Genomic DNA, 19,224 nt, shown 5'->3' with positions numbered 1-19,224 from the left:
AGACACAGCACCGCCCCGGGCGAGTTGGGCCGGGGCGGTGCCGCGTTCTGGTTTGGATTACGGCTGAACGTCTACGTCGTCGTAGTAGCCGTGCACCTTTTCGATGCGGTGTCGTGCGTCGATCTGTCGGATCGTGCCGGAGGAGTGGCGCATCACCAGCGATGACGTCCACGCGCCATCGCCCTCGTACCGCACGCCGCGCAGCAGTTCGCCGTCGGTGATACCGGTAGCGCTGAAGAACACGTTCTCGCCGCTGACCAGTTCGTTGATGCCGAGGACTCGGTCGAGGTCGTGGCCGGCGTCGATAGCCTTCTGCCGCTCGGCCTCATCGCGCGGCCAGAGTTTGCCCTGGATCTCGCCGCCCATACACTTCAGGGCGCACGCCGCAATGATGCCTTCGGGAGTGCCGCCGACCCCAAACAGCACGTCGACACCTGAGTCGGGCCGGGCGGCTGCGATGGCACCAGCGACATCCCCGTCAGTGATGAACTTGATGCGCGCGCCGGTCGCGCGGATTTCCTCAACCAGGGCTTCGTGGCGCGGGCGCTCCAGCACGCACACTGTCAGGTCACGCACGGGGCGGCCCTTGGCCTTGCCGATCTGAGTCAGATTTTCCGCTACCGAGGCATTGATGTCGATCGAGCCAACCGCGTCCGGCCCGACGGCGATCTTCTCCATGTAGAACACGGCGGACGGATCGAACATCGAACCGCGGTCGGCCATCGCGATCACGGCAATCGCGTTGGGCATGCCCTTCGCCATCAGGGTCGTACCGTCGATGGGGTCAACAGCGACGTCGTACGCCGGACCGGTACCGGCGCCGACCTTCTCACCATTGAACAGCATCGGGGCGTGGTCTTTCTCGCCCTCGCCGATGACCACGACACCCTGCATGTCGACGGTGGAGATGAGCGAACGCATGGCGTCAACGGCGGCGCCGTCCCCGTCGATCTTTCGTCCGCGACCGACCCACCGGGATGCCGCGAGTGCGGCCGCCTCCGTTACTCGGACGAGGTCCAAAGCAATGTTGCGATCAGGCAACTGGGTCGATTTCTGCTTCTGCACGGACGCGTTCTCAACGGACACAGGCGGTCTCCTTAGCAGCGGGTTTCATCCATACTATGCAGCGGGGTCAGTGCGTTTGACGACGGCACACCAGGCATGATTGACGGGTGGCCGATACCCAGCCCTACCGCCCGCGCAAGCGCGGCTACGAAACGATCCGGGACATGCTCTGGTCCCTGATCCCGATCGTCGTCCTCATTCTGGGGTTCGTCTATTTCTGCGGACCGGGCGATGACGTCACCAGGGTGGACCCTGCTGGGGACATTCGCGCAGCCGCGAACGCCGTGCCGTACGAGTTGTATGCACCGAATGATCTGCCGGATGCGTGGGCCCCGACGTCCTCGGTGTTGTTACGGGACGACGATGAAGACAAGACCATCTTGGGGTTATCGATCGGCTACGTCACGCCCGATGATGATTACGCGCGATTCGTGATCAGCTCACAAGGGCGCGAAGAGACGATCGATACGGCATTGGCCAACGCGAACGTCATCGATGACCCCGATGGCGAACCCGCCGAGATGGCCGGGTTGACGTGGGTGCCGATGAGCACCAGTGCGGGGCGTGCTCTGGTGGCAGAAGGTTCCGGGTTCGTCGTCGTTATCGCGGGGACCGCGGAATACTCTGAACTGCGCGAACTCGCCGGATCGGTCGTCACGGTAGCCCCGGTCGAGTAGTTAGTCGCCGCCAGCCTGTTCGGCGCGTTCGATCGCCGCATCGAGGCGCTCCTGAGCGCCGTCGAGCAGTCGTTGGCACGCGTTGGCCAGCCGCTCGCCGCGTTCCCAGAGCGCGATGGACTCCGCGAGGCTCACGCCGCCGGCTTCCAATGACTGCACGACCTCTCCCAATGCCTGTCGAGCCTGTTCATACGTCAGGCCGTCATCCGGGTGAGTGGCCTCGGACGTGCCGTCGGCCGGCGGGTCGTACGGCTGGCTCATGCCTGCTCCTTGGGGTGTGTGTTCTCTACGGTGACGTCGATGCGACCGTCGGATACCAATGCGCTGAGGTGATCGCCCGAGGCCACTGCGGTGTCCGTGACGACTGTTCCGTCACCGCGCTGCAGTACGGCATACCCACGCTGCAACGTGGCGGTGGGTGACAGCGCGGTCACCCGTGCGCGCGCCGTGCCCAGCGACTCCCGCTCGAGCGCGAGATGGTGCGTCAGTGTACGGCGAACGCGCTCAAGGCCGCGGTCGATGTCCTCACGCCGCGAGGTGATCATGCTGGCGGGATCGGCCAGCACCGGACGGGAGGTGAGTTGATCGAGGTGGTGGTAGCCGGCGTCGATGGCGCGTTGCAGCGTACGCCGGATTTGCTCGCGTCCCCGCGCGATCAGGGCGTACTCCTCAGCGACATCCGGGACGACCTTTTTCGCGGCGTCGGTCGGTGTGGAAGCACGCACATCCGCGACATAGTCCAACAGGGGAGCGTCCGGTTCGTGCCCGATGGCGCTGATCACCGGGGTCGTCATGCGGGATACGGCCCGCACCATTGATTCGTCGCTGAACGGCAGCAGATCTTCGACAGACCCGCCGCCGCGCGCGACGATAACGACGTCGATGTCCTGATCGGCATCGAGCCTGCGCAGCGCATCGATCACCTCGCCGGCGGCGGTACGGCCTTGGACGGCGACGTTCAGCACGGTGAACTGCACGGCAGGCCAACGCTTGCGCGCATTCGTCAGCACGTCCTTCTCGGCAGCGCTGTCGCGACCAGTGATCAACCCGATACGGGAGGGCAGGAACGGCAATGGGCGTTTCAGGCCCGGGGCAAACAGGCCCTCGGCGTCCAGCGCCTTGCGGAGTCGTTCAATTCGCGCGAGCAGGTCGCCGAGCCCGACGGGCCGGATTTCGCGGGCTCGCATCGAAAACTGGCCGCGCGCCGCATAGAACTCTGGCTTGCAGTGCATGACGATGCGGCTGCCTTCGGCGACCCCGCCCTCGACGGTGTGCAGTACGGAGGCTTGCACCGTCACCGGTAGCGAGTACGGCGCTTCGACGTCGCGCAAGGTGAGGTAGGCGAGTTTCGCGCCCGAACGTACGTTGAGTTGCGCGATCTCACCCTCCAGCCATACCGCGCCGAGCCGAGCGATCCAGCCTTCGATCTTGCCCGCGATGACGCGTACCGAGTACGGGTCTTCGGGGCTACGTGGGTTTGCCGCCACCGGTCACTTCTGCAGGGTGTCGAGTCGGGCGCGGAGCATCCCGAGCACGGCGGGACGGTTACGCGTGGCCTCCTCGTAGCCGATGAGTTCGGTGATTTGCGGGGTGCGCAGCGACTTCAGCCGGGTACGTAACTGCGGGATGGTGAGGGTATCGAACTCGGGTAAGGGTTGCGGTGCACCCGGAGTCGACGTTGCGCGTGGGTCACCTGTGTTTACGTCGGCCGTGGTGAGTTTGACGGGACCGCTCGCGGCTGCGCTCGGTGAGTCGGCGACATCCTGGCCCGGTTCGGCGGCGGGGGCCGCCTTTTTGGCGGGTGCTGATTTCTTGGTCGCGATCCCCGTCGACGCCTTCGCAGGCGCTGCATTCTTGGGGGAAGACTTCTTGGCGGGCGCCGCCTTTTTAGCTGGTGCAGACTTCTTGGCTGGTGCGGCCTTCTTGGCGGGCGCGGACTTCTTCGCTCCACTCGGTTTCTTGACCGGTGTGGGTGCCTCGATGGAGTCATTCGCGGTCGCCGCTGATTCATCGCGCTCGCCGCGGGTGCCTGCGCGGTGCCGCGCTACGGGCAGGTCGTCGGTGTCCTGCATGTCGAAGGCCGATCCCGGGCCGAGCCCCGCGGCGGCGAGCTCGTCATCCTGGGCGTCATCGGAGGGAAGATCCTCATCGAACGTCGCCCACGGCGGAACTTCTTCGGATGGTTCCTGCAACGCGCCGAGGAATTCCTCGCCGCGCGCCACCCATTGCGCGTACTGCTGCTGCACCTTCAGTGATTTCGCGGCCAGATGAGTCAGCAACGAGGTGGGCAGTTGTCCGGCCCGTTCGGGCAGGTTCTTGGCGTCGTGGACCATCGTCACCGCGATACCGGCGATGGCCTTCAGCGGCGACGGCAGGTCGGCCGGGAGGAAGGCCGCTACGGAAGGAGGCACTGGCGAAGAAGGCATGTCTCTAGATTGCCCTATGTGGCCTATACCGCGCACGGGCGGCACTGGTGCGTTTGGCTGCGTAGTCTGGAGTCATGGATTCGCACGCGCCCGATCTCAGTCCGCAGGCACTCTCCTCGACGTCCTCCGGCACTGGCAAGAAGGTATTGCTGGCCAACCCCCGCGGCTACTGCGCGGGCGTCGATCGAGCGGTCGTGACCGTCGAGAAGGCCCTCGAGTTGTACGGCGCTCCCGTGTACGTGCGCAAGCAGATCGTGCACAACGTGCACGTCGTCCGCACGCTGGAGAAGCGCGGTGCGATTTTCGTCGAGGAGACCGAAGAAGTCCCCGAGGGGTCGATCGTGGTGTTCTCCGCGCACGGTGTCGCGCCGACGGTGCATGAAGAGGCGAAGGCGCTGAACCTGCGCACGATCGACGCGACGTGCCCGCTGGTCACCAAGGTGCATATGGAAGCGCGCCGTTTCGCCTCCGACGACTTCGACATCCTGCTCATCGGGCACGAAGGCCACGAAGAGGTTGTCGGGACCTCGGGCGAGGCTCCAGAACATATCCACCTCATTGACGGACCGGATGATGTTGCGAACGTGCAGGTTCGTGACCCCGAGCGGGTCGTGTGGCTATCACAGACCACGCTGTCGGTTGACGAGACGATGCGCACGGTAGCCGCGCTCAAGGAGCGGTTCCCGAAGCTGATCTCGCCGCCGAGCGACGACATCTGCTACGCCACCCAGAACCGTCAGATGGCGGTGAAACGTTTTGCCGGCCAGTGCGATCTCGTGCTGGTGGTCGGGTCACGCAACTCGTCGAACTCGGTGCGGTTGGTCGAGGTCGCACTTGAATGCGGCGCCCGCGCGTCGCACCTCATCGACTACCCCGAGGACATCGACCTCGCGTGGCTGGAAGGTGTGCAGACCGTCGGTTTGACCAGCGGCGCGTCCGTGCCTGATGATCTGGTGCGCGGTGTGCTCGCGGTGCTGTCGCAGCACGGATTCGACGATGTCGAGGTGGTGACCGAGGCTGAGGAGCGTTTGACGTTCTCCCTGCCTCGTGAACTCAAGAAGGATCTGCGGGCGGCATCGCCCGCTTCCTCGTAGCCCGGCCTGCCGTTGAGCCTCGGCCCGCCGCGTTGAGCCGCAGTCCGCGGCGGATGTGCGCGAAGGTTGCTCTCTGCGACTGGTGATCACTCAGGACCGGTGATTTCGCAGCGGCGGGCTATCGAGATCGAGGCGAGGTGTGCCTCAGCGACGGTCGCCCGCTTTCGAACTCGCGAGGCGGATTCCACCAATGATCGCCGCGAGTCCGGTAGCGAGGGCCATGGGGCCGAAGCCACGGGTCGCGAGCTCTGCGATTGAGGTGATCCCGATGTCCTTCGACGACAGCAGGAGAACCACCCCGGCGATGATCGCAAAGACGATCGGCGGTGCGACGATCACCGAGATGAGGTCCCGTTTGCGCGTGACCAGCGCCGCGATGACTGCACCGAGTGCTAGTCCGATGGCGGTGACGACACCGATGCGGTCGGCGAACCAGTAGTCCAGCAGCGCGCCGATAATGCCTCCGATGGCCACGAGGACGACCCCGCCGAAGCCGGCCATGATGAGCGCCGACGAACTGCCGCCCGTCGCCGCGCGCAACTCGCGTCGTTCACCGAGGTCCGGTTTCACCCGGGGCGATTCCTGCTGCGTGCTCGGTCGGGGGTGCGTCGCGGTCGCACTCGCCCGGCTGGCGGCGACCAAGCCCTCGGTGCGCGGCGAAGCGTACTTCGCACGTGGCGCCGCGGCGGTCGCTGCTGCTTGTGCGGTCGATCCTGCTCTGGTCGGTGTATCGGGACGCGGCGGCCGAGCGCCGACCGCGTTCGGGACGGGCGGCAGTGGTGTGCCGCGCGGGATCATCGTTGCCTGGTCCTCGATCGGATCGACCGCGGATGCGTGTGATCGACGAGGCGGCACGCCGTGGTCCTGCTGGAGCTCCCGGATGATTTCGTGGGCCGGACGCCGCGACGACTGATCTTCGATGCCCTCAGGTCGGCGGAACGAAAGGCTGTCGCTGACCGATCCCGGTTCAACGGTCCAGCGGGATCGCCGTCCGCCGTCTGCGGATGGCGACTGTGTGGGCTCGCGGTCCTGCTCGTTGTTCACTCAACAAACCTGTAGGGCTAGAGGGGCTGGACCTTCCCAGGATAGTGCGCACTCAGTTAAGGGAATGCGATACGCGCCCGACTGAGCGTCTAGCTAAACAGTCGGCCCTGGTGTCGACCAAACTACCCGACCTGGCGCTGCGGTGTATCGCGCGCAGCGCCGGGATCAAACGGCCGCTCCTGTGGGTCGGCGGCGTGGAGTTCGCGCACGGCACGATCGATCGGTGGCGGCGCTTCGGTGTGGCTGCTGGCGACCCCGAGGTGGTGCAGTTTGCTGCTGGTGCGCAGTAGGTTGCGCTCCAGGGAGCCGATCGCACTGTTGTAATGCGACACGCTGGAGCTGAGCGCAGAGCCCACTTTGGCGAGGTGAGTGGTGAAGGTGCCAATGCGCTGGTGCAACTGCTGACCGAGGCGCAAAATCTGCTGAGCCTCTCGGCCGACGGTGTCTTGGCGCCAGGTGTGCGCGACTGTCCGAAGCAGGGCCAGGAGCGTCGATGGCGTCGCAATCACGATGTTGCGGTCGAACCCGCGCTCCAACAGCGATGGTTCACTTTGCAACGCCAACTGTAGGAACGAATCGCTGGGCATGAACAGGACAGTGAACTCGGGGGAGTCAGGCAGCGCGTCTTGGTACGCCTTGGAGGCGAGTACGTCGAGATGCGCACGCACCTGCTTGCCATGCTCGCGGACCAGCCGCGCGTGGTCGCGATCGTCGCTATCGAGTGCTTCGATGAATGCCGTAAACGGAACCTTCGCGTCGACCACGACGGCGCGGTCCTGAGTGAGGTGTACGACGAGGTCGGGTCGTAGGGACGTATCGTCCCTCTTCGCGGCGTACTGCTCGGTGAAGTCGCAATGATCGATCATTCCGGCAGATTCGACTATGCGACGCAGTTGCATTTCGCCCCAGCGCCCGCGCACCTGCGGGGCGCGTAAGGCATTGAGCAGTGCGGTGGTCTGTGTGCCGAGTTCGGCCTGCATGGAGTGCATCGCGCGTACTTGAGCGTGGAGTTCGCCCTGGGACGTCGAACGCTGTTGCTCGCTCGCACGAATGAATCCTTCGACCCGGCGTAGCGTCTCGTGCAGCGGGTCGACGGCGCTTTCAAGTTCGAACGGTGCTTCGTCCGGCGCGGCGCGGCGCCCGGCCCAGTAACCGGCTGCGCAGCCGAGCCCCAGACACAGCAGCGCGACCAGCAGGATGATCAACGTGGAAACGTCCATGGCGTCATGGTGCAGGACGGCTCAGACAGTTTTCGCCGTCCGGGCGGCGTACACCTGCCACAAGTGCATCGTGAGATACGAACGCCATGGTGAAAGCGTGTCTGTGGCGGCCCGCAGCGCCCGGGGCGTCTCGGGAAAGCCGATCAACGCTGCGCCGCGTCGGACGATCAAATCGCCGTCGAGCAAGACGTCGTTGTCACCACATGCGCGCATGCTGACGTAGCCGGCTGTCCAGGGTCCGATGCCGCGAAGTGACACGAGCTGTTCGCGGACCGTTGACGGCGCCTGCGTCAGGTCGACACGGCCGTCGCGCAAGGCAGTAGCGAGGGTGACTACTGCCGTGGCCTTCGCGCGCGGCATCCGCAGCAGTTGAGGATCGAGGGAGGCAATCGTCGCGTTACGCGGCCACACGCGGACGACGTCGCTGCTCTGTAGCGCAAGGGGGAGGTCCTCGCCGTACTGCTCGGCGATCACACCGCAGGTTGTTGACGCCGCGGCGACCGAGACCTGCTGTCCGATCAGTGCGCGGAATGCGACCTCGTCTCGGTCGGCTGCGCGGGGAACGCGCAGCCCGGGGCGTTCGCCGATCAACGATCGAACGGACGCGTGCCGTGACAACTCGGCATCGACCTGCGAGGGGGTGGGTGCGAGGTCGAGGACACGCTCGAGAGCGTCCAGCGCCGCCTCGCCGTCCGCGGCCTCGAGCGTCCGAGCGGTGAGTCGAGCGTGGCCTTGAGCCACGTGAACTTCACCGAGCCCGGACCCGCGTGACAGGCGTAACGCGCGTCTGTAGCGCCACTGTTGTTCGTCGACCTGAATCGATTCGACACCGGGGATCGCGCGACTGGCGAGGAAGGCGAACAACCGAGGAGCATCGTACGGCCGCGGTAGCGCCACGTGGCGTGTGGTGTGTACTACGCCGAGGGCCATGGCCGCGATTGTGCCATTGAGTGGCGACTACGATGTCGACGTGAGTCTCACTATCGGAATCGTCGGTCTGCCCAATGTCGGGAAGTCGACGCTCTTCAACGCCCTGACCCGTAACAACGTTCTCGCCGCGAACTATCCGTTTGCGACGATCGAGCCCAACGTCGGGGTTGTAGGCGTGCCGGATCCTCGCCTCGGTGAACTCGCCAAGGTGTTCAACAGCGAGCGCGAGTTGCCTGCGACGGTGTCGTTCGTGGATATTGCCGGCATCGTCAAGGGCGCGAGCGAAGGGGAGGGCCTGGGTAACAAGTTCCTGGCCAACATCCGTGAGGCGGACGCGATTTGCCAAGTCGTGCGCGCATTCAACGATGAGAACGTGATCCATGTCGACGGTCGGGTGGATCCGTTGGCGGACGTCGAAACGATCAACACCGAGCTGATCCTGGCCGACCTGCAGACCATCGAGAAGGCGCTGCCGAGGTTGGAGAAAGACGCGCGTAATAAGAAGGATCTGCAACCGACCGTGGAGGCGGTGAAACAGACGCAGGAGCTACTCGAGGGCGGTACGACGGTCTTCGCGGGAGCGAAGGCCGCCGGGATCGACGCTGACTTGTTGCGTGAGTTGCACCTGCTGACGGCGAAGCCGTTCATGTACGTGTTCAACGTCGACTCCGACGTCCTCGCTGACGATGCGCGCAAAGCGGAACTTGCGGCGCTCGTGACACCTGCCGAGGCGATTTTCCTCGATGCGAAGACTGAAGAAGAGTTGATCGAACTCGATCCCGAGGACGCCGCCGAGTTGCTGGAGTCACTCGGGCAGGACCATTCCGGGCTCGATCTGCTCGCACACGCTGGATTCCGCACGTTGGGGTTGCAGACGTATCTGACTGCTGGGCCTAAGGAGTCGCGCGCGTGGACGATCCCCGTCGGCGCAACCGCCCCTGAGGCGGCCGGAGTGATTCATACCGATTTCCAGCGCGGGTTCATCAAGGCAGAAGTCGTGTCGTTCGCGGACCTGATGGATGCCGGTTCGATGGCCGCGGCAAAGTCGGCCGGCAAGGTGCGGATCGAAGGCAAGGACTACGTCATGGCTGACGGTGATGTGGTGGAATTCCGATTTAACGTCTGAGATCTCGTGCCTGGCGCGCACACGCATCGCGTAGCATGCGTGCTACGCTTGCGAAATGAGCATGAGCGAACCTCAGTTGGAGCGTTTGTCGCAGCGCGAGTTGCGCAACGAGTCCGGGCGGGTGCTCCGCGCCGTGAGTGAGGGGCACTCCTTCGTGCTGACCAATAGTGGGGTGCCAGTGGGGAAGATTGTGCCCCTGGATGCCGTCGCTCCCTTACTACCTATCACGCGTCCGGCGCGACGTGACGGCGGATGGGCGGCGCTGGCAATCGAGCGCAAGTGCTCGGACAACGGGATCGCATCGACCCTTGACGATCTGCGTGGAGACCGGCTGTGACCGCGGTCCCGATCGTCTATGTCGACACTTCTGCCCTCGGGGCGCTGTTGATCGATCAGCCCGAGAGCCGTTCCCTGCTGGACTGGCTCGACCAGACTCCGGTCACTCTGGTCTCCAGCGATCTGCTCGAAACCGAACTGCGCCGCGTTGCGGTTCGGGAGGATCTCGACCAGTCCGATGTGACTCGCCTGCTGGACGGTGTCTCGCTCGCTGCGCTCGATCGATCCGTTTACCGCGGTGCCGGCTTCCTACCTATGCCCTACCTGCGCACCCTTGATGCACTGCATCTGGAGGCTGCCATACGGCTCGATGCTTCGGGCGTCCTCACCTACGACCGCAGGCTTGGCGAGGCAGCCGAGTCCGCGGGGCTCGATGTGATCGCACCTGGAGTTGCTCGTGCGTCCTGAGTGATGTCTCTACGGAGACGTGTTGAGTTTCGCTCCAAAGGTGTAATCACGTCTTGGTCTAACTTGTGGCCACACCAGCAGATCCGGCTTCGACAATGCGTCGATAGACATCGAACGAATCCTTGGGGACGTAGTCGTCATCGAGCAGGCCAAATGTTCCGATTGCTTGACCGTCTGACGAGTCTGCGTCGCGGAGTCCGAAGTACTCGCAGACGGTGATGTTGAGTTCTTCTGCCATGTGGTCGATCGTCGCCAGCATGTCGGAGATGGAGCGAGCTTGCCCTGCCGCAGTTCCGGCCTCCCCGCTCGGTGAGCCGAACTCCGCGATGTGGATCGGTGTCCGGTGTGGAATTTTCGCCGTCGCAAGGCTTCGGGAACGGAGATGTTGCACCGCGTCACGGGTGAGTAATGGGACTGCGTCGGGCGGGACCTGTGAGAAGGCGTCGGGGTAGAGGCCGAGGCCGACGTAGTCGACGTGGCTCGCGAACTGTTCCGCAGGAAGGTTTGCCAGCGACTGCCAGAACTCGTCATCACCGCCGAGCCACTCGGCCGGTTCGGCGACGGAGAAGCCGACCTTCACGTGTGCGGGCGAAACTCGCTTTGCGTGGGGGAGTCCTTGGGTGAGGGCTTCCATGACTCCGGGGGAGCTTCCGTCGATCAGGGGAATCGGGAAGTTCGGCTCGAGGGTGACCTGAAGGTACCGGACGATGTGACCGTAACGGTCCAGGACAGTATCGAGAAACGCGAGCCATCCGGGTATGTCCGCAACTGAAGGGAGATAGCTGACGACGAGGTCCAACTCTCTTCCGTTCTGGACGTACCACTCGTCCGGCATGGTGAGGCCAACGAGCTCATCTTGGGCACCGAGCGATCGAACTATTTCGGGGTCGGGATCGGCGCCTAGGAAATGCACGTATTCGCGGACGACGTGGGCGACTCCGCCCATGAGGTCGTCGACAGCAGAGGCGATCTTTTCAGGCTGGTCTGGCTTTGCGCACGTTGTGCCCGCGCGGCCAGCAAGGTAGACGCCGTACTTCATTTCGGTGTGCCTCCGATCCAATCGATGTGTCCAGACTCAATCCGTTCGCGGAGTTGCTTGAGCCAGGCGGCTTCCGAGGTGAGCATGCGCAGCCAGTAGTCGACCTCGATCATCTTGAGCTCAGCGAGGCCGGTGGGGATGTCACTGAGACCATCAATCTCCTGCCTGATCTGACGGGTTCTCGCTTCCAGGACCTCCGCAGCTCGCTTCCTGCTCAGGAGGCCGATGTATGCGAGCGCGGTGACGAAGTCGACATCCATGGCGGGCGCGATTCGAATTGTTTGATCGACGCGTTGCCGCATGTGTTCGATGCCAGCCTCGGTGAGGTCGTAGATCGTCCTCGGTGGGCGGTTCCCCAGGCGTTCGGGTGCGCGAGGCTTGACCAGTTCGGCGGCGGCCAGCGACTTGGCGAGGGTCGTGATGCTGCTTCGGGAGGCACTCAGGTGTCGGTAGCGGTCGTTGAGGCGCGACGTGAGCCCGTACGCATGGTCGGCCTGCTCGAGGAGGAGGCCCAGCATGGGCAACGTCAATTTGTTGTGGAGAGCGTTCGTGGGCACGCTATGAATCATAGACGTATACGTCTATCTTGCGGAATCGGCGCGGTCCGGCGCGGCCTGTCGCGGACCCGTGGTCCCTTGCGTAGCGGTTGTTAGGTGACGGAACATGGTGGAATTTCGGTTTAACGTCGAACGTTATTGACGGACTCCGTCATACACTGTGCTCGTGATCAGATCGTTCGGGAGCAGGAACACGAGCGCATCTGGCATGAGCAGTACGTCAAGCGCGTTGATCGCACCGTGCAGCGAGCGACCTTGCGGAAGCTCGAGTTGATCCATGCCGCGAGAGATGTCGAGGACCTCCGGATCCCGCCCGCGAACCGCCTGGAGCGTCTGGTCGGCGATCGTCGCGGCCAGCACAGCATCGCGTGAACGCGCAGTGGCGACTCTGCTTCGTCTGGAGAGATGGAGGTGCAGACGATGTCGAACTCGTCGACTACCACTGAGAGTGACCTGATCGAGCCGATCCATCCGGGAGAGATCTTGATGGAGGATTTCATCGAGGGCTTCGGGATCACGCAGAACAAGCTCGCCGTGTCGATCGGTGTGCCGCCGCGGCGCATCAACGAGATCGTGCACGGCAAGCGGGGGATCACCGCTGATACGGCGATCCGTCTGGCTCGCTACTTCGGGACGTCCGAGGAGTTCTGGATGAACTTGCAGTCGAACTACGAACTGCGGATCGAGCGGCCGGCCCTGCGTGAGCGAGTTGACGCAATCGAGCCGCTGGCGACCGCGTGATCGTGCCGGAGCCGCGGGGCGTGTCAAGGGTGTTCGAACACGTGACCGCCGTGTCGGGTGACTTCGAATCGACTCTGGACGAATTGCGCGTGGTTGCCTGGTTCGTCGAGGAGACAGCATCTGCTGCATTCCTGCATCCGATCGCACAAGCCAGCCAGGTCGGGCGTATCGTGCGCGTCGCCGCGAGCGCCGCTCGTATCGCAGGGCTGCGGGCAGGCGATGACCGTGCATCCGGCCGTCATCTCACCTGCGACGGCCTCGCGAGTCGGCGTTCTTGCACTGCTTTCCTTCAGCTTCGAGCGGCCCGGCCTGGGACGCTCGTTCGCCGGGGCTCATAGAATGTGGCGAGGTTCGAGCGGACGGAACGACGAGCGTTCATGAGGGAGTGAGTCGATGGTCGAGTGGCGCTTCTGCGGCCGATTCAGCAACTTGACCCAAGACGCGGTCCCTGACCCGAAGTACACGTGGATCGACGAGGACGAGGCCCGGCGTCGATACCACGATCCGTCGGCCGAGTTGACCGTCGTGCCGCCGGTCGACAAGGCGATGGGCATCGTGCCCTATTTCATCGTGGTCACGACCGCGAAGGAGCCCTCGTTCGCGGTATTCGAGCAGATCCCGCCCGGGCTCGTCGTGGCCACTGGCATGTGGAGCAACGTCGGAGGGCGACTCTTCCTCAAGCAGGTCGCCTTGGAAGAGTGGCCGCCTGCGGACGAGATCATCTCGCTAACGCTGGCGCAGCCGCTTTCGACGACGACGTTCAGGAACAACCAGGACGGCACGGGCACGATGTCGATCGTCGAGCGGGGATCGGACGACGTGACTCGGGCGAAGCGGGAGTTCGACCCTGAGCCGCTGTATCGTGCGGTGCCCGAGTGGGGCGCTTGGGACGAGCTTCGACAGGAGCCGGTTACGCCCGAGGACGGCCCGCTGCCTGCACCCATGCGCCAGGCCAGCCTGCAGCAGCGCATCGCCGAGGCGGTTGCTAGCGAGGCGCCGTTCGACTGGGAGCGCGTGGTGTTCGTGACCGGGCAGCTGACCGGCGTGCGCACGGCAACCACGACGTTCACGCTCTCGGATGGCTCCGAGCTTGCCGAGTTCCCCAACGAGGACGCCGTCGCGCTCGCTCGCGAGCTCCGTGAGGCGATGGCGGTCGACGGGGGAGGTACATGGTTCACGATGGAGCTGCGGGCGGAGCGGTCTGGCGGCGTGGCAGCGCAGTTCGACTTTGACGGCGAGCCTGCCTTCCCGTCGCCGGTCGCGCCCGCCATGTTCCGAGACGACCTCGAGCGCTTCCCTCGCGACGCCGTGCCTGCCTGGTTGGCGGCCAAGGTCGCTGAGGCGGACCGAGTCGACCCCGGCAACTCTGCTGGACCGCGCATGAACGGTCCACGACCTGTCGCGTTCGCGTCGCTGCCGCCGGCGGTGCAGGATTTCGTGCGCATCGTCGGTCGGGAACCAGATTCCTTGAGTGCCGAGGCGTTCGTGGCGTCCAGCGGCGACATGGCCTATCGGATTACTGGCGATGGCGGGCGGTACACCCTTCAGCATCCGTCGATTCTTCCGCTGCTCGAGGGCCGGACACTTGTCGCCGACGTGTCGTTCGAGGATGCCTGCCGCGTGCTCGTCGCAGCCCTTGCCGACCGCCTGCCCTGGATACCGGGCACGCTGCGTTATGGATTTCGAGGCCTCAACGACGAGCAGAAACTGGCCCGATTGAGAGACGTTCCGCTCGAGGTCGTGACGGCCGCGTACCTCGGAACGGGGGAGCACCTCGGAAAGCGGGACGACGTACTCGATCTGCTCGCCGAACCCGCCGCCGTTCACCTCGTCGACGGTGAATTCATCAGACTGGCCGCTGGGTGGGGCTGGGAGTTGCTGCCAACCGGAGGACCCGACGGCGTCCAGTTCACCGCCCGAGGTGATGTGGACGTGGCGCTGCGGTTTGATGGCGACGGATACAGCGTCGACTGGCGTGGTGAGCGGAGCAACTCCTTCGAGTGCCTCGGCACCTTCGCGGATCGGGAGTCGGCCCTAGAGTTCCTCCGTCAGACGATCCAGTGAAACCGGTCCTGAGGCCTCCGACCCTGGTTATCTGCCATGCGCGCAGCCGCGCCGCCAAGCAGCTCGTGGTGTGGGTGCTGCTTTTGATCGTGAGCGCGGCGCTCGGTGCGTTCTGTGTCAGCCTCATGTTCGGTGGCGACGTCGTGGGCAGCATCATCTGCGGCGTGGTCGCCCTGCTCGGGCTGTTGGGCGTCGTTATCTCGCTCGCCGTGATCTGGACTAACACCAAGGTCCTGCTTGGCAAGGCGGCGCCCGTCCTCGTCGTCGACGACGAGGGATTCACGTGGCAGACCGACGTGCACATCCCGTGGCACCAGGTCACGCGGGTCGCGGTCGAGACCGGCTCGTCGATCTCGCATGCCGGTGGCGTGAACGTCGCGGTGGAGCGCGGCATCGAACGTGCGATGGCAAGCGGCGGCGTTGGCGACGGCGAGCGCGAAATCCACGTGCACGTGCGCGATCGTGAGGCACTCGCTAGCACGCTCGGCAAGGCCAGGGCGATCGTCGAGCCTGGCCAGGAGCCGGGCACCGGCCTCGTGCGCATGATCCTCGGCGCCATCATCGATGGTCCCGGCTTCGCGAATTCGGCGAGGTCGTTACAGCAGGAATCCGAGCGCCGCGGCATCCCCTTCCAGGTGCGCGCCGATCCCTGACGACCATGACCATCGCCCCGCGCAGCTCGCTTCCCTGGCGTCGCACCGAACCAGATGGATCACCCGGCCAACTCTGCAGGTCGCGGGTGGCCACGCACCCTAGACCAGTGAAGATGGCCCAACGCAGAGGATCTCGGCGGGCACCTGTCCGAACCGACGAAATGCCATCGAAAGGAAGTCGATGATGCCGGAAGCCGATCTCGCCGTACGGATCCGCGCGCGCGGATTGCCGGACGTGGTCGCACGCATAGCGGCAGACGGTGGCGAGTCGGTGAGTCCGGCGTTGTTCTCGCGCGCGGACGCCGTATGGCCAGAGCCCGCCGAGGCCGTGATGAGCAGTACGACCGAGGATCTCGTCCCACTGTGGTCGTGCGGCACGACGCACGCCTTCGCCGGGGAGGGCAGATTCGTCATGTGGTCCGCCGAGTGCGACGAGCCGCATGCGGTGTTCGCGTCATTCGCCGAGCTAGTGCGGGACCTGCTCACGGACCTTTACGAGGACGACGAAGACGACGACGAGCGCTGGCGCGTCGCGCACCTGCTTCTCCCGCCGGACGACGCGGCCTCAGCTCTCGTGCCTCTTGAGCGCTGATCTCGCGTGCGGTACAGAGATTGCCGCTGCTGGAACGCGGTCGGGCCTCGCAGAGCGGGGTTGCAGCCAAGGCGGAGGCGTTTGCTGAAGCGCCGGGCTGTTTCGTCTATTCGCCACATGGCGTGCCGCATTCGTGGCGCGCCGCACGCGGTCTAGTCGTGTGGACGAGCGATGACTGGCGCGACTTATCGACGGGGACGCGATGCATGCTTGCGGTAGATCTTGACGGCTGCGGTCACACGCGGGTGCTCATCCTGCGAGAGGGCATCTGCGATGGCGAGGCCAGAAGCGATGTCGGCATCGGTGCCCTTCTTGATGAACCACAACGGTGCAGTGATCGCTGACCGCCGCCGAAGCGGGTCGTCAGATCGTGCGAGATCCTCGAGGACCGAGGCTTGAACGATGCCGATGAGGATCGGCCACCCGAGCACACGCGGTGCGGCTCGGTCGACCATGTCCCACGTGGTGATGGCGTCGTGGTGGTCGAGATAGGCCTGTGCAAGGTCCTTGCGCTCGTCGTCGCCGAGACGTCGTCGCGCGCGGAAGTCGAGAATGCAGAACGCCGCAAGCCGTGGTTCGTATGCGGGGTGCGTGAAGAGTCGCTCGAGTTCTTCTGCCGGGAGGTCGATGGCTTGCTTCGAGATTTCGAACAGCGGGCCCATTCGGACGCCGATGACGGGCTCATCGTCCGCTACTCGGCGTCGGATCTTAGCTGCCTCGTCAGCGTCGGCGATGTCTCGCAACGCAACAACGAGGTCGTCCGCCGTTGTCAGAGAACTGCTCATGTCCCGATCGTGCCACCTGGATCCTTAGCTAAAGAAGGACGCGTGGATGCTTGGCGTGTTGGGTGCTGTGGAATGAGTGGGGGATAGACCACGATGAGCATGCGTTTCAAGTCATGGCAGATCGACGATTCGGTCTCACTCTCCATATATACGCCGGATGCCTGCGGGATCTACGTGCATGAGTCCTGCGGCGGCACCGACCTCGTTGGTTATGTCTGTCGGCGAATGCCATGCGAACCCCGCAGCGGTTGTTTAACCGTCGACGTGCTCGAGCGATGTTCGTGCAAGTTGCGTTACGAGATCGTCGGGGATCGGGTTGCGTGGCGTGAAGGTGATTCCGGTCTTGCTCGCCCGGAAGCCTAAAGACGCGATCCGCTCGGCATGCTCCGCGATCGCAGGGGCCAGCACGTACAGGCCGACCTGTTTGGTGAAGGCCGCGTAACTCGCGACGACCGTGCCTCGCACCCTGAACCCCGGCATGTCGTACGCCGTCATCTCCTCGGCGTCCGGGAGGGCGTCGCGCAAGACGCCACGCAAGTGGTTGAGAACCGGCTGGAATGCCTCGGGCGCAGCAGCAATATAGGAGTCGTGATCGGTAATCGTCGCCATGTCTCATGCCTTCCGCTCGGGTGAGTGAACTCTAACTGTGACTCGCACGTTGGTCGCCAGAGTCATGTCGTGGACCGTGGTTCGGCGCTTTGGCGGAATAATCGAGAGCCTGTTGCTGTTGGGCCAGCCTTGGCCGCGATCAGCGAGGAGATCACGTGAGCGATGCGAAGGTGTCGGACGGCGCTGGAACCCCAGAAGTGAAACTGGATGACTGCGTGCCCGGGTTGCCGCTGCTGACGGCGCAGGCCGAACTGTTGATCGCGACCGGAGTTTTGAATGACGATGGCGGCATGCTCACCATCGAGGAGTTGCGGCATGCTGCGGCCGAGTTGGAGCAGCGAGCCGCTGCCGGCGCACTGCTCGTTGTAGCGGAACATGTCCTGCCGGTGCGGACGCTCATTCCGCATGTGAGGCGCACTTCCGGTGGTCAGGAGAGGAACGGGTTCATCGTGGTCGACATGCAGGACGTCGACGATTTCTTGCCGACGGCCGAAGCGGCAGTCCCGAGTACGCTTGTGTATGCGATCGAGGACCCGCGTCGTGGCGATGGCATGCGTAACTGGTCTCCGGCCGAGGCTCAGGAAGCACTGACCCGAGACGCGCGAACGCCGTTCACGATCGGCGAGGGCGTGCATTGGGCGTTGCAGGCGCCTGAGGTCATAGACCGCAATGCCTGCTACATGATGATCGGCTCGCGTCGGCCGAAGTCGAACGGATTCGACTCGCGCACGCCCGCACTGTGGATTTCAAACGGCACCGGTCGCGATGGCCGCGATCGAAAGGGAGCCCCGAAACTCGGATGGTGCTGGTGGAACAACCGACACACATGGCTGGGATTCGCATCGGGCTCACGCCGGGTCGGCTGAGCGGGTAGTTAGGCTTGAGTGATGGTTCCGACGCACCTGAGTCAGGAGTTTTCTTGGCGTGGACGTACCGTGCGGTGGGATGCTCACGGTTCAGGACCAGCGCTTGTCTTTCTGCACGGAACGCCGTGGTCTTCGCGCCTGTGGCGGCCGATCGCGGACGCGTTGGCGCATCGGTTCACCGTCTACCTCTGGGACATGCCTGGATACGGGATGTCGTCAAAGGAGCCCTCTCATGGCGTCGACCTCGGTACGCAGGGCCAACTGTTCGCGGATCTCTTGGAGCATTGGGGTCTCGCGCGGCCGCACGTGATTGCTCACGACTTCGGCGGTGCGGTAGCACTTCGATCGCGTCTACTTCACGGAGCGATGTATGCATCGTTGTGCCTCGTTGATGTCGTAGCGCTTGCTCCGTGGGGATCGCCCTACTTCAATCTCGTGAAGGCGCACGCGTCGGTCTTCGAACAGCTTCCGCCTGCTGTGCACCGCGGCGCGCTCGAAGCGTATATCCGCGGCGCCAGTTACGGTGGGTTGCGTCCCGAAGACCTGCGGATGCTCGCCGAGCCTTGGTTGACCGAGTCTGGTCAGGGCGCGTTCTATCGCCAGATCGCGCAAGCGGACGAACGGTTCACCACGGAGATTGAGCAGCTATACGCGAGCATCGTCGAACCCGTGCACATCGTGTGGGGCGAGGAAGACGCCTGGGTCCCTCCAGATCGCGCGCAGCGGCTACACGCAGCGATACCTCACTCGTCGATCACGATGATCCCCGGCGCCGGGCATCTCATTCAGCTTGACGCCCCCGCTGCGCTCGCCGCCGACCTAGCCGAATGGATGACCGCGGTAGCGGCAAAGGCGGGGTGCGAGGCCGACAGGTGAAGCGGTTTGCCGCGTGATGCGGTACGTCGGGCCGCGCTCGTTCCGCGGGCGACTCGTCAACGCTTCGTCTGCGACGCCTAGGGGTAATTGGTGAGTTGATCGCCGATTACTAAAGG

At 64.4% G+C, this 19,224-nt stretch carries 23 protein-coding genes; 12 read left to right on the top strand and 11 right to left on the bottom strand.

Annotated elements, in window-relative coordinates; all coding sequences use genetic code 11:
• Positions 1 to 57: 57 nt before the first annotated feature.
• The gene (gene glpX / locus E1H16_RS01040) at positions 58 to 1,086 is read right to left on the bottom strand and encodes a class II fructose-bisphosphatase (RefSeq protein WP_134321842.1); all 1,029 of its coding nucleotides are present in this window, start codon (positions 1,084 to 1,086) and stop codon (positions 58 to 60) included.
• 86 nt (positions 1,087 to 1,172) lie between these two features.
• Between glpX and E1H16_RS01035 the strand changes: the two genes are divergently transcribed.
• On the top strand, positions 1,173 to 1,742 hold the full coding sequence (locus E1H16_RS01035) for a DUF4245 domain-containing protein (RefSeq protein ID WP_134321841.1): 570 nt from the start codon (positions 1,173 to 1,175) through the stop codon (positions 1,740 to 1,742).
• Here the strand turns inward: E1H16_RS01035 and E1H16_RS01030 are convergent, their stop codons facing one another.
• From E1H16_RS01030 to E1H16_RS01020, 3 genes are read right to left on the bottom strand one after another with little or no spacing between them, the layout of a single operon-like run.
• Entirely contained in the window at positions 1,743 to 2,003 is a 261-nt protein-coding gene (locus E1H16_RS01030) for an exodeoxyribonuclease VII small subunit (RefSeq protein WP_134321840.1), read from the bottom strand.
• Entirely contained in the window at positions 2,000 to 3,229 is a 1,230-nt protein-coding gene (gene xseA / locus E1H16_RS01025; protein ID WP_134321839.1) for an exodeoxyribonuclease VII large subunit, read from the bottom strand. Before xseA ends, E1H16_RS01030 begins: the two co-directional genes overlap by 4 nt.
• Before the next feature lie 3 nt (positions 3,230 to 3,232).
• A complete protein-coding gene (locus E1H16_RS01020) occupies positions 3,233 to 4,168 on the bottom strand; it encodes a lipid droplet-associated protein (RefSeq protein WP_134321838.1) in 936 nt (311 codons plus the stop codon).
• Positions 4,169 to 4,242: 74 nt separating this feature from the next.
• Here E1H16_RS01020 and E1H16_RS01015 point away from each other — a divergent pair, with 74 nt between their 5' ends.
• Positions 4,243 to 5,262, top strand: a complete 1,020-nt coding sequence (locus E1H16_RS01015; protein ID WP_134321837.1) for a 4-hydroxy-3-methylbut-2-enyl diphosphate reductase — start codon at positions 4,243 to 4,245, stop codon at positions 5,260 to 5,262.
• A gap of 144 nt (positions 5,263 to 5,406) precedes the next feature.
• Here E1H16_RS01015 and E1H16_RS01010 read toward each other — a convergent pair whose 3' ends face one another.
• The 3 genes from E1H16_RS01010 to E1H16_RS01000 all read right to left on the bottom strand — a co-directional run bounded on the left by E1H16_RS01010 (position 5,407) and on the right by E1H16_RS01000 (position 8,456).
• Positions 5,407 to 6,306, bottom strand: coding sequence for a DUF6542 domain-containing protein (locus E1H16_RS01010; RefSeq protein WP_134321836.1), 900 nt, complete (start codon positions 6,304 to 6,306; stop codon positions 5,407 to 5,409).
• Between the two features lie 122 nt (positions 6,307 to 6,428).
• Entirely contained in the window at positions 6,429 to 7,526 is a 1,098-nt protein-coding gene (locus tag E1H16_RS01005) for a DNA recombination protein RmuC (RefSeq protein ID WP_134321835.1), read from the bottom strand.
• Between the two features lie 21 nt (positions 7,527 to 7,547).
• Positions 7,548 to 8,456 carry a DNA-3-methyladenine glycosylase family protein gene (locus E1H16_RS01000; RefSeq protein WP_134321834.1) on the bottom strand — a complete coding sequence of 303 codons (909 nt, stop codon included), beginning with the start codon at positions 8,454 to 8,456 and terminating at the stop codon, positions 7,548 to 7,550.
• A gap of 40 nt (positions 8,457 to 8,496) precedes the next feature.
• On the opposite strand from E1H16_RS01000, the gene ychF reads away from it, so the two are divergent.
• Genes ychF through E1H16_RS00985 form a run of 3 tightly spaced genes read left to right on the top strand, consistent with a single transcriptional unit; the run spans position 8,497 to position 10,326 of the window.
• Complete coding sequence (gene ychF, locus E1H16_RS00995) at positions 8,497 to 9,582, top strand: redox-regulated ATPase YchF (RefSeq protein ID WP_134321833.1); 1,086 nt, start codon at positions 8,497 to 8,499, stop codon at positions 9,580 to 9,582.
• A gap of 55 nt (positions 9,583 to 9,637) precedes the next feature.
• Positions 9,638 to 9,919, top strand: a complete 282-nt coding sequence (locus tag E1H16_RS00990; RefSeq protein ID WP_134321832.1) for a type II toxin-antitoxin system Phd/YefM family antitoxin — start codon at positions 9,638 to 9,640, stop codon at positions 9,917 to 9,919.
• Positions 9,916 to 10,326 (top strand): type II toxin-antitoxin system VapC family toxin, encoded by a 411-nt coding sequence (locus E1H16_RS00985; protein WP_134321831.1) that lies wholly within the window; start codon positions 9,916 to 9,918, stop codon positions 10,324 to 10,326. The genes E1H16_RS00990 and E1H16_RS00985 overlap by 4 nt, the downstream gene beginning before the upstream one ends.
• Before the next feature lie 58 nt (positions 10,327 to 10,384).
• Here the strand turns inward: E1H16_RS00985 and E1H16_RS00980 are convergent, their stop codons facing one another.
• Complete coding sequence (locus tag E1H16_RS00980; protein WP_134321830.1) at positions 10,385 to 11,365, bottom strand: hypothetical protein; 981 nt, start codon at positions 11,363 to 11,365, stop codon at positions 10,385 to 10,387.
• Positions 11,362 to 11,922 (bottom strand): helix-turn-helix transcriptional regulator, encoded by a 561-nt coding sequence (locus E1H16_RS00975; RefSeq protein WP_166741572.1) that lies wholly within the window; start codon positions 11,920 to 11,922, stop codon positions 11,362 to 11,364. Before E1H16_RS00975 ends, E1H16_RS00980 begins: the two co-directional genes overlap by 4 nt.
• A gap of 240 nt (positions 11,923 to 12,162) precedes the next feature.
• Between E1H16_RS00975 and E1H16_RS18995 the strand changes: the two genes are divergently transcribed.
• The 5 genes from E1H16_RS18995 to E1H16_RS00945 all read left to right on the top strand — a co-directional run bounded on the left by E1H16_RS18995 (position 12,163) and on the right by E1H16_RS00945 (position 15,972).
• Positions 12,163 to 12,294, top strand: a complete 132-nt coding sequence (locus E1H16_RS18995; RefSeq protein WP_243837636.1) for a type II toxin-antitoxin system RelE/ParE family toxin — start codon at positions 12,163 to 12,165, stop codon at positions 12,292 to 12,294.
• A gap of 48 nt (positions 12,295 to 12,342) precedes the next feature.
• Positions 12,343 to 12,663 (top strand): HigA family addiction module antitoxin, encoded by a 321-nt coding sequence (locus tag E1H16_RS00965; RefSeq protein WP_134321828.1) that lies wholly within the window; start codon positions 12,343 to 12,345, stop codon positions 12,661 to 12,663.
• 393 nt (positions 12,664 to 13,056) lie between these two features.
• Positions 13,057 to 14,727: a hypothetical protein gene (locus E1H16_RS00955; protein ID WP_134321827.1), complete on the top strand. Its 1,671-nt coding sequence runs from the start codon at positions 13,057 to 13,059 to the stop codon at positions 14,725 to 14,727.
• A gap of 68 nt (positions 14,728 to 14,795) precedes the next feature.
• Positions 14,796 to 15,380, top strand: coding sequence for a hypothetical protein (locus E1H16_RS00950; protein ID WP_166741571.1), 585 nt, complete (start codon positions 14,796 to 14,798; stop codon positions 15,378 to 15,380).
• A 181-nt stretch (positions 15,381 to 15,561) separates the two neighbouring features.
• Positions 15,562 to 15,972, top strand: coding sequence for a hypothetical protein (locus E1H16_RS00945; protein ID WP_134321825.1), 411 nt, complete (start codon positions 15,562 to 15,564; stop codon positions 15,970 to 15,972).
• Positions 15,973 to 16,157: 185 nt separating this feature from the next.
• On the opposite strand, the gene E1H16_RS00940 is transcribed toward E1H16_RS00945, so the two are convergent.
• Together E1H16_RS00940 and E1H16_RS00935 are read right to left on the bottom strand one after the other, a co-directional pair.
• A complete protein-coding gene (locus E1H16_RS00940) occupies positions 16,158 to 16,757 on the bottom strand; it encodes a DNA alkylation repair protein (protein WP_134321824.1) in 600 nt (199 codons plus the stop codon).
• A gap of 252 nt (positions 16,758 to 17,009) precedes the next feature.
• A complete protein-coding gene (locus E1H16_RS00935; protein ID WP_134321823.1) occupies positions 17,010 to 17,366 on the bottom strand; it encodes an iron chaperone in 357 nt (118 codons plus the stop codon).
• A 155-nt stretch (positions 17,367 to 17,521) separates the two neighbouring features.
• On the opposite strand from E1H16_RS00935, the gene E1H16_RS00930 reads away from it, so the two are divergent.
• Complete coding sequence (locus E1H16_RS00930; protein WP_243837539.1) at positions 17,522 to 18,232, top strand: DUF5701 family protein; 711 nt, start codon at positions 17,522 to 17,524, stop codon at positions 18,230 to 18,232.
• 21 nt (positions 18,233 to 18,253) lie between these two features.
• Complete coding sequence (locus tag E1H16_RS00925) at positions 18,254 to 19,108, top strand: alpha/beta fold hydrolase (protein WP_134321822.1); 855 nt, start codon at positions 18,254 to 18,256, stop codon at positions 19,106 to 19,108.
• Positions 19,109 to 19,224: the final 116 nt, after the last annotated feature.

The sequence above is a fragment of the Cumulibacter soli genome (assembly GCF_004382795.1).
Taxonomy (GTDB): domain Bacteria; phylum Actinomycetota; class Actinomycetes; order Mycobacteriales; family Antricoccaceae; genus Cumulibacter; species Cumulibacter soli.
Note: the sequence above shows the minus strand (reverse complement) of the source record. Positions and strands in the feature narration are given on the sequence as shown.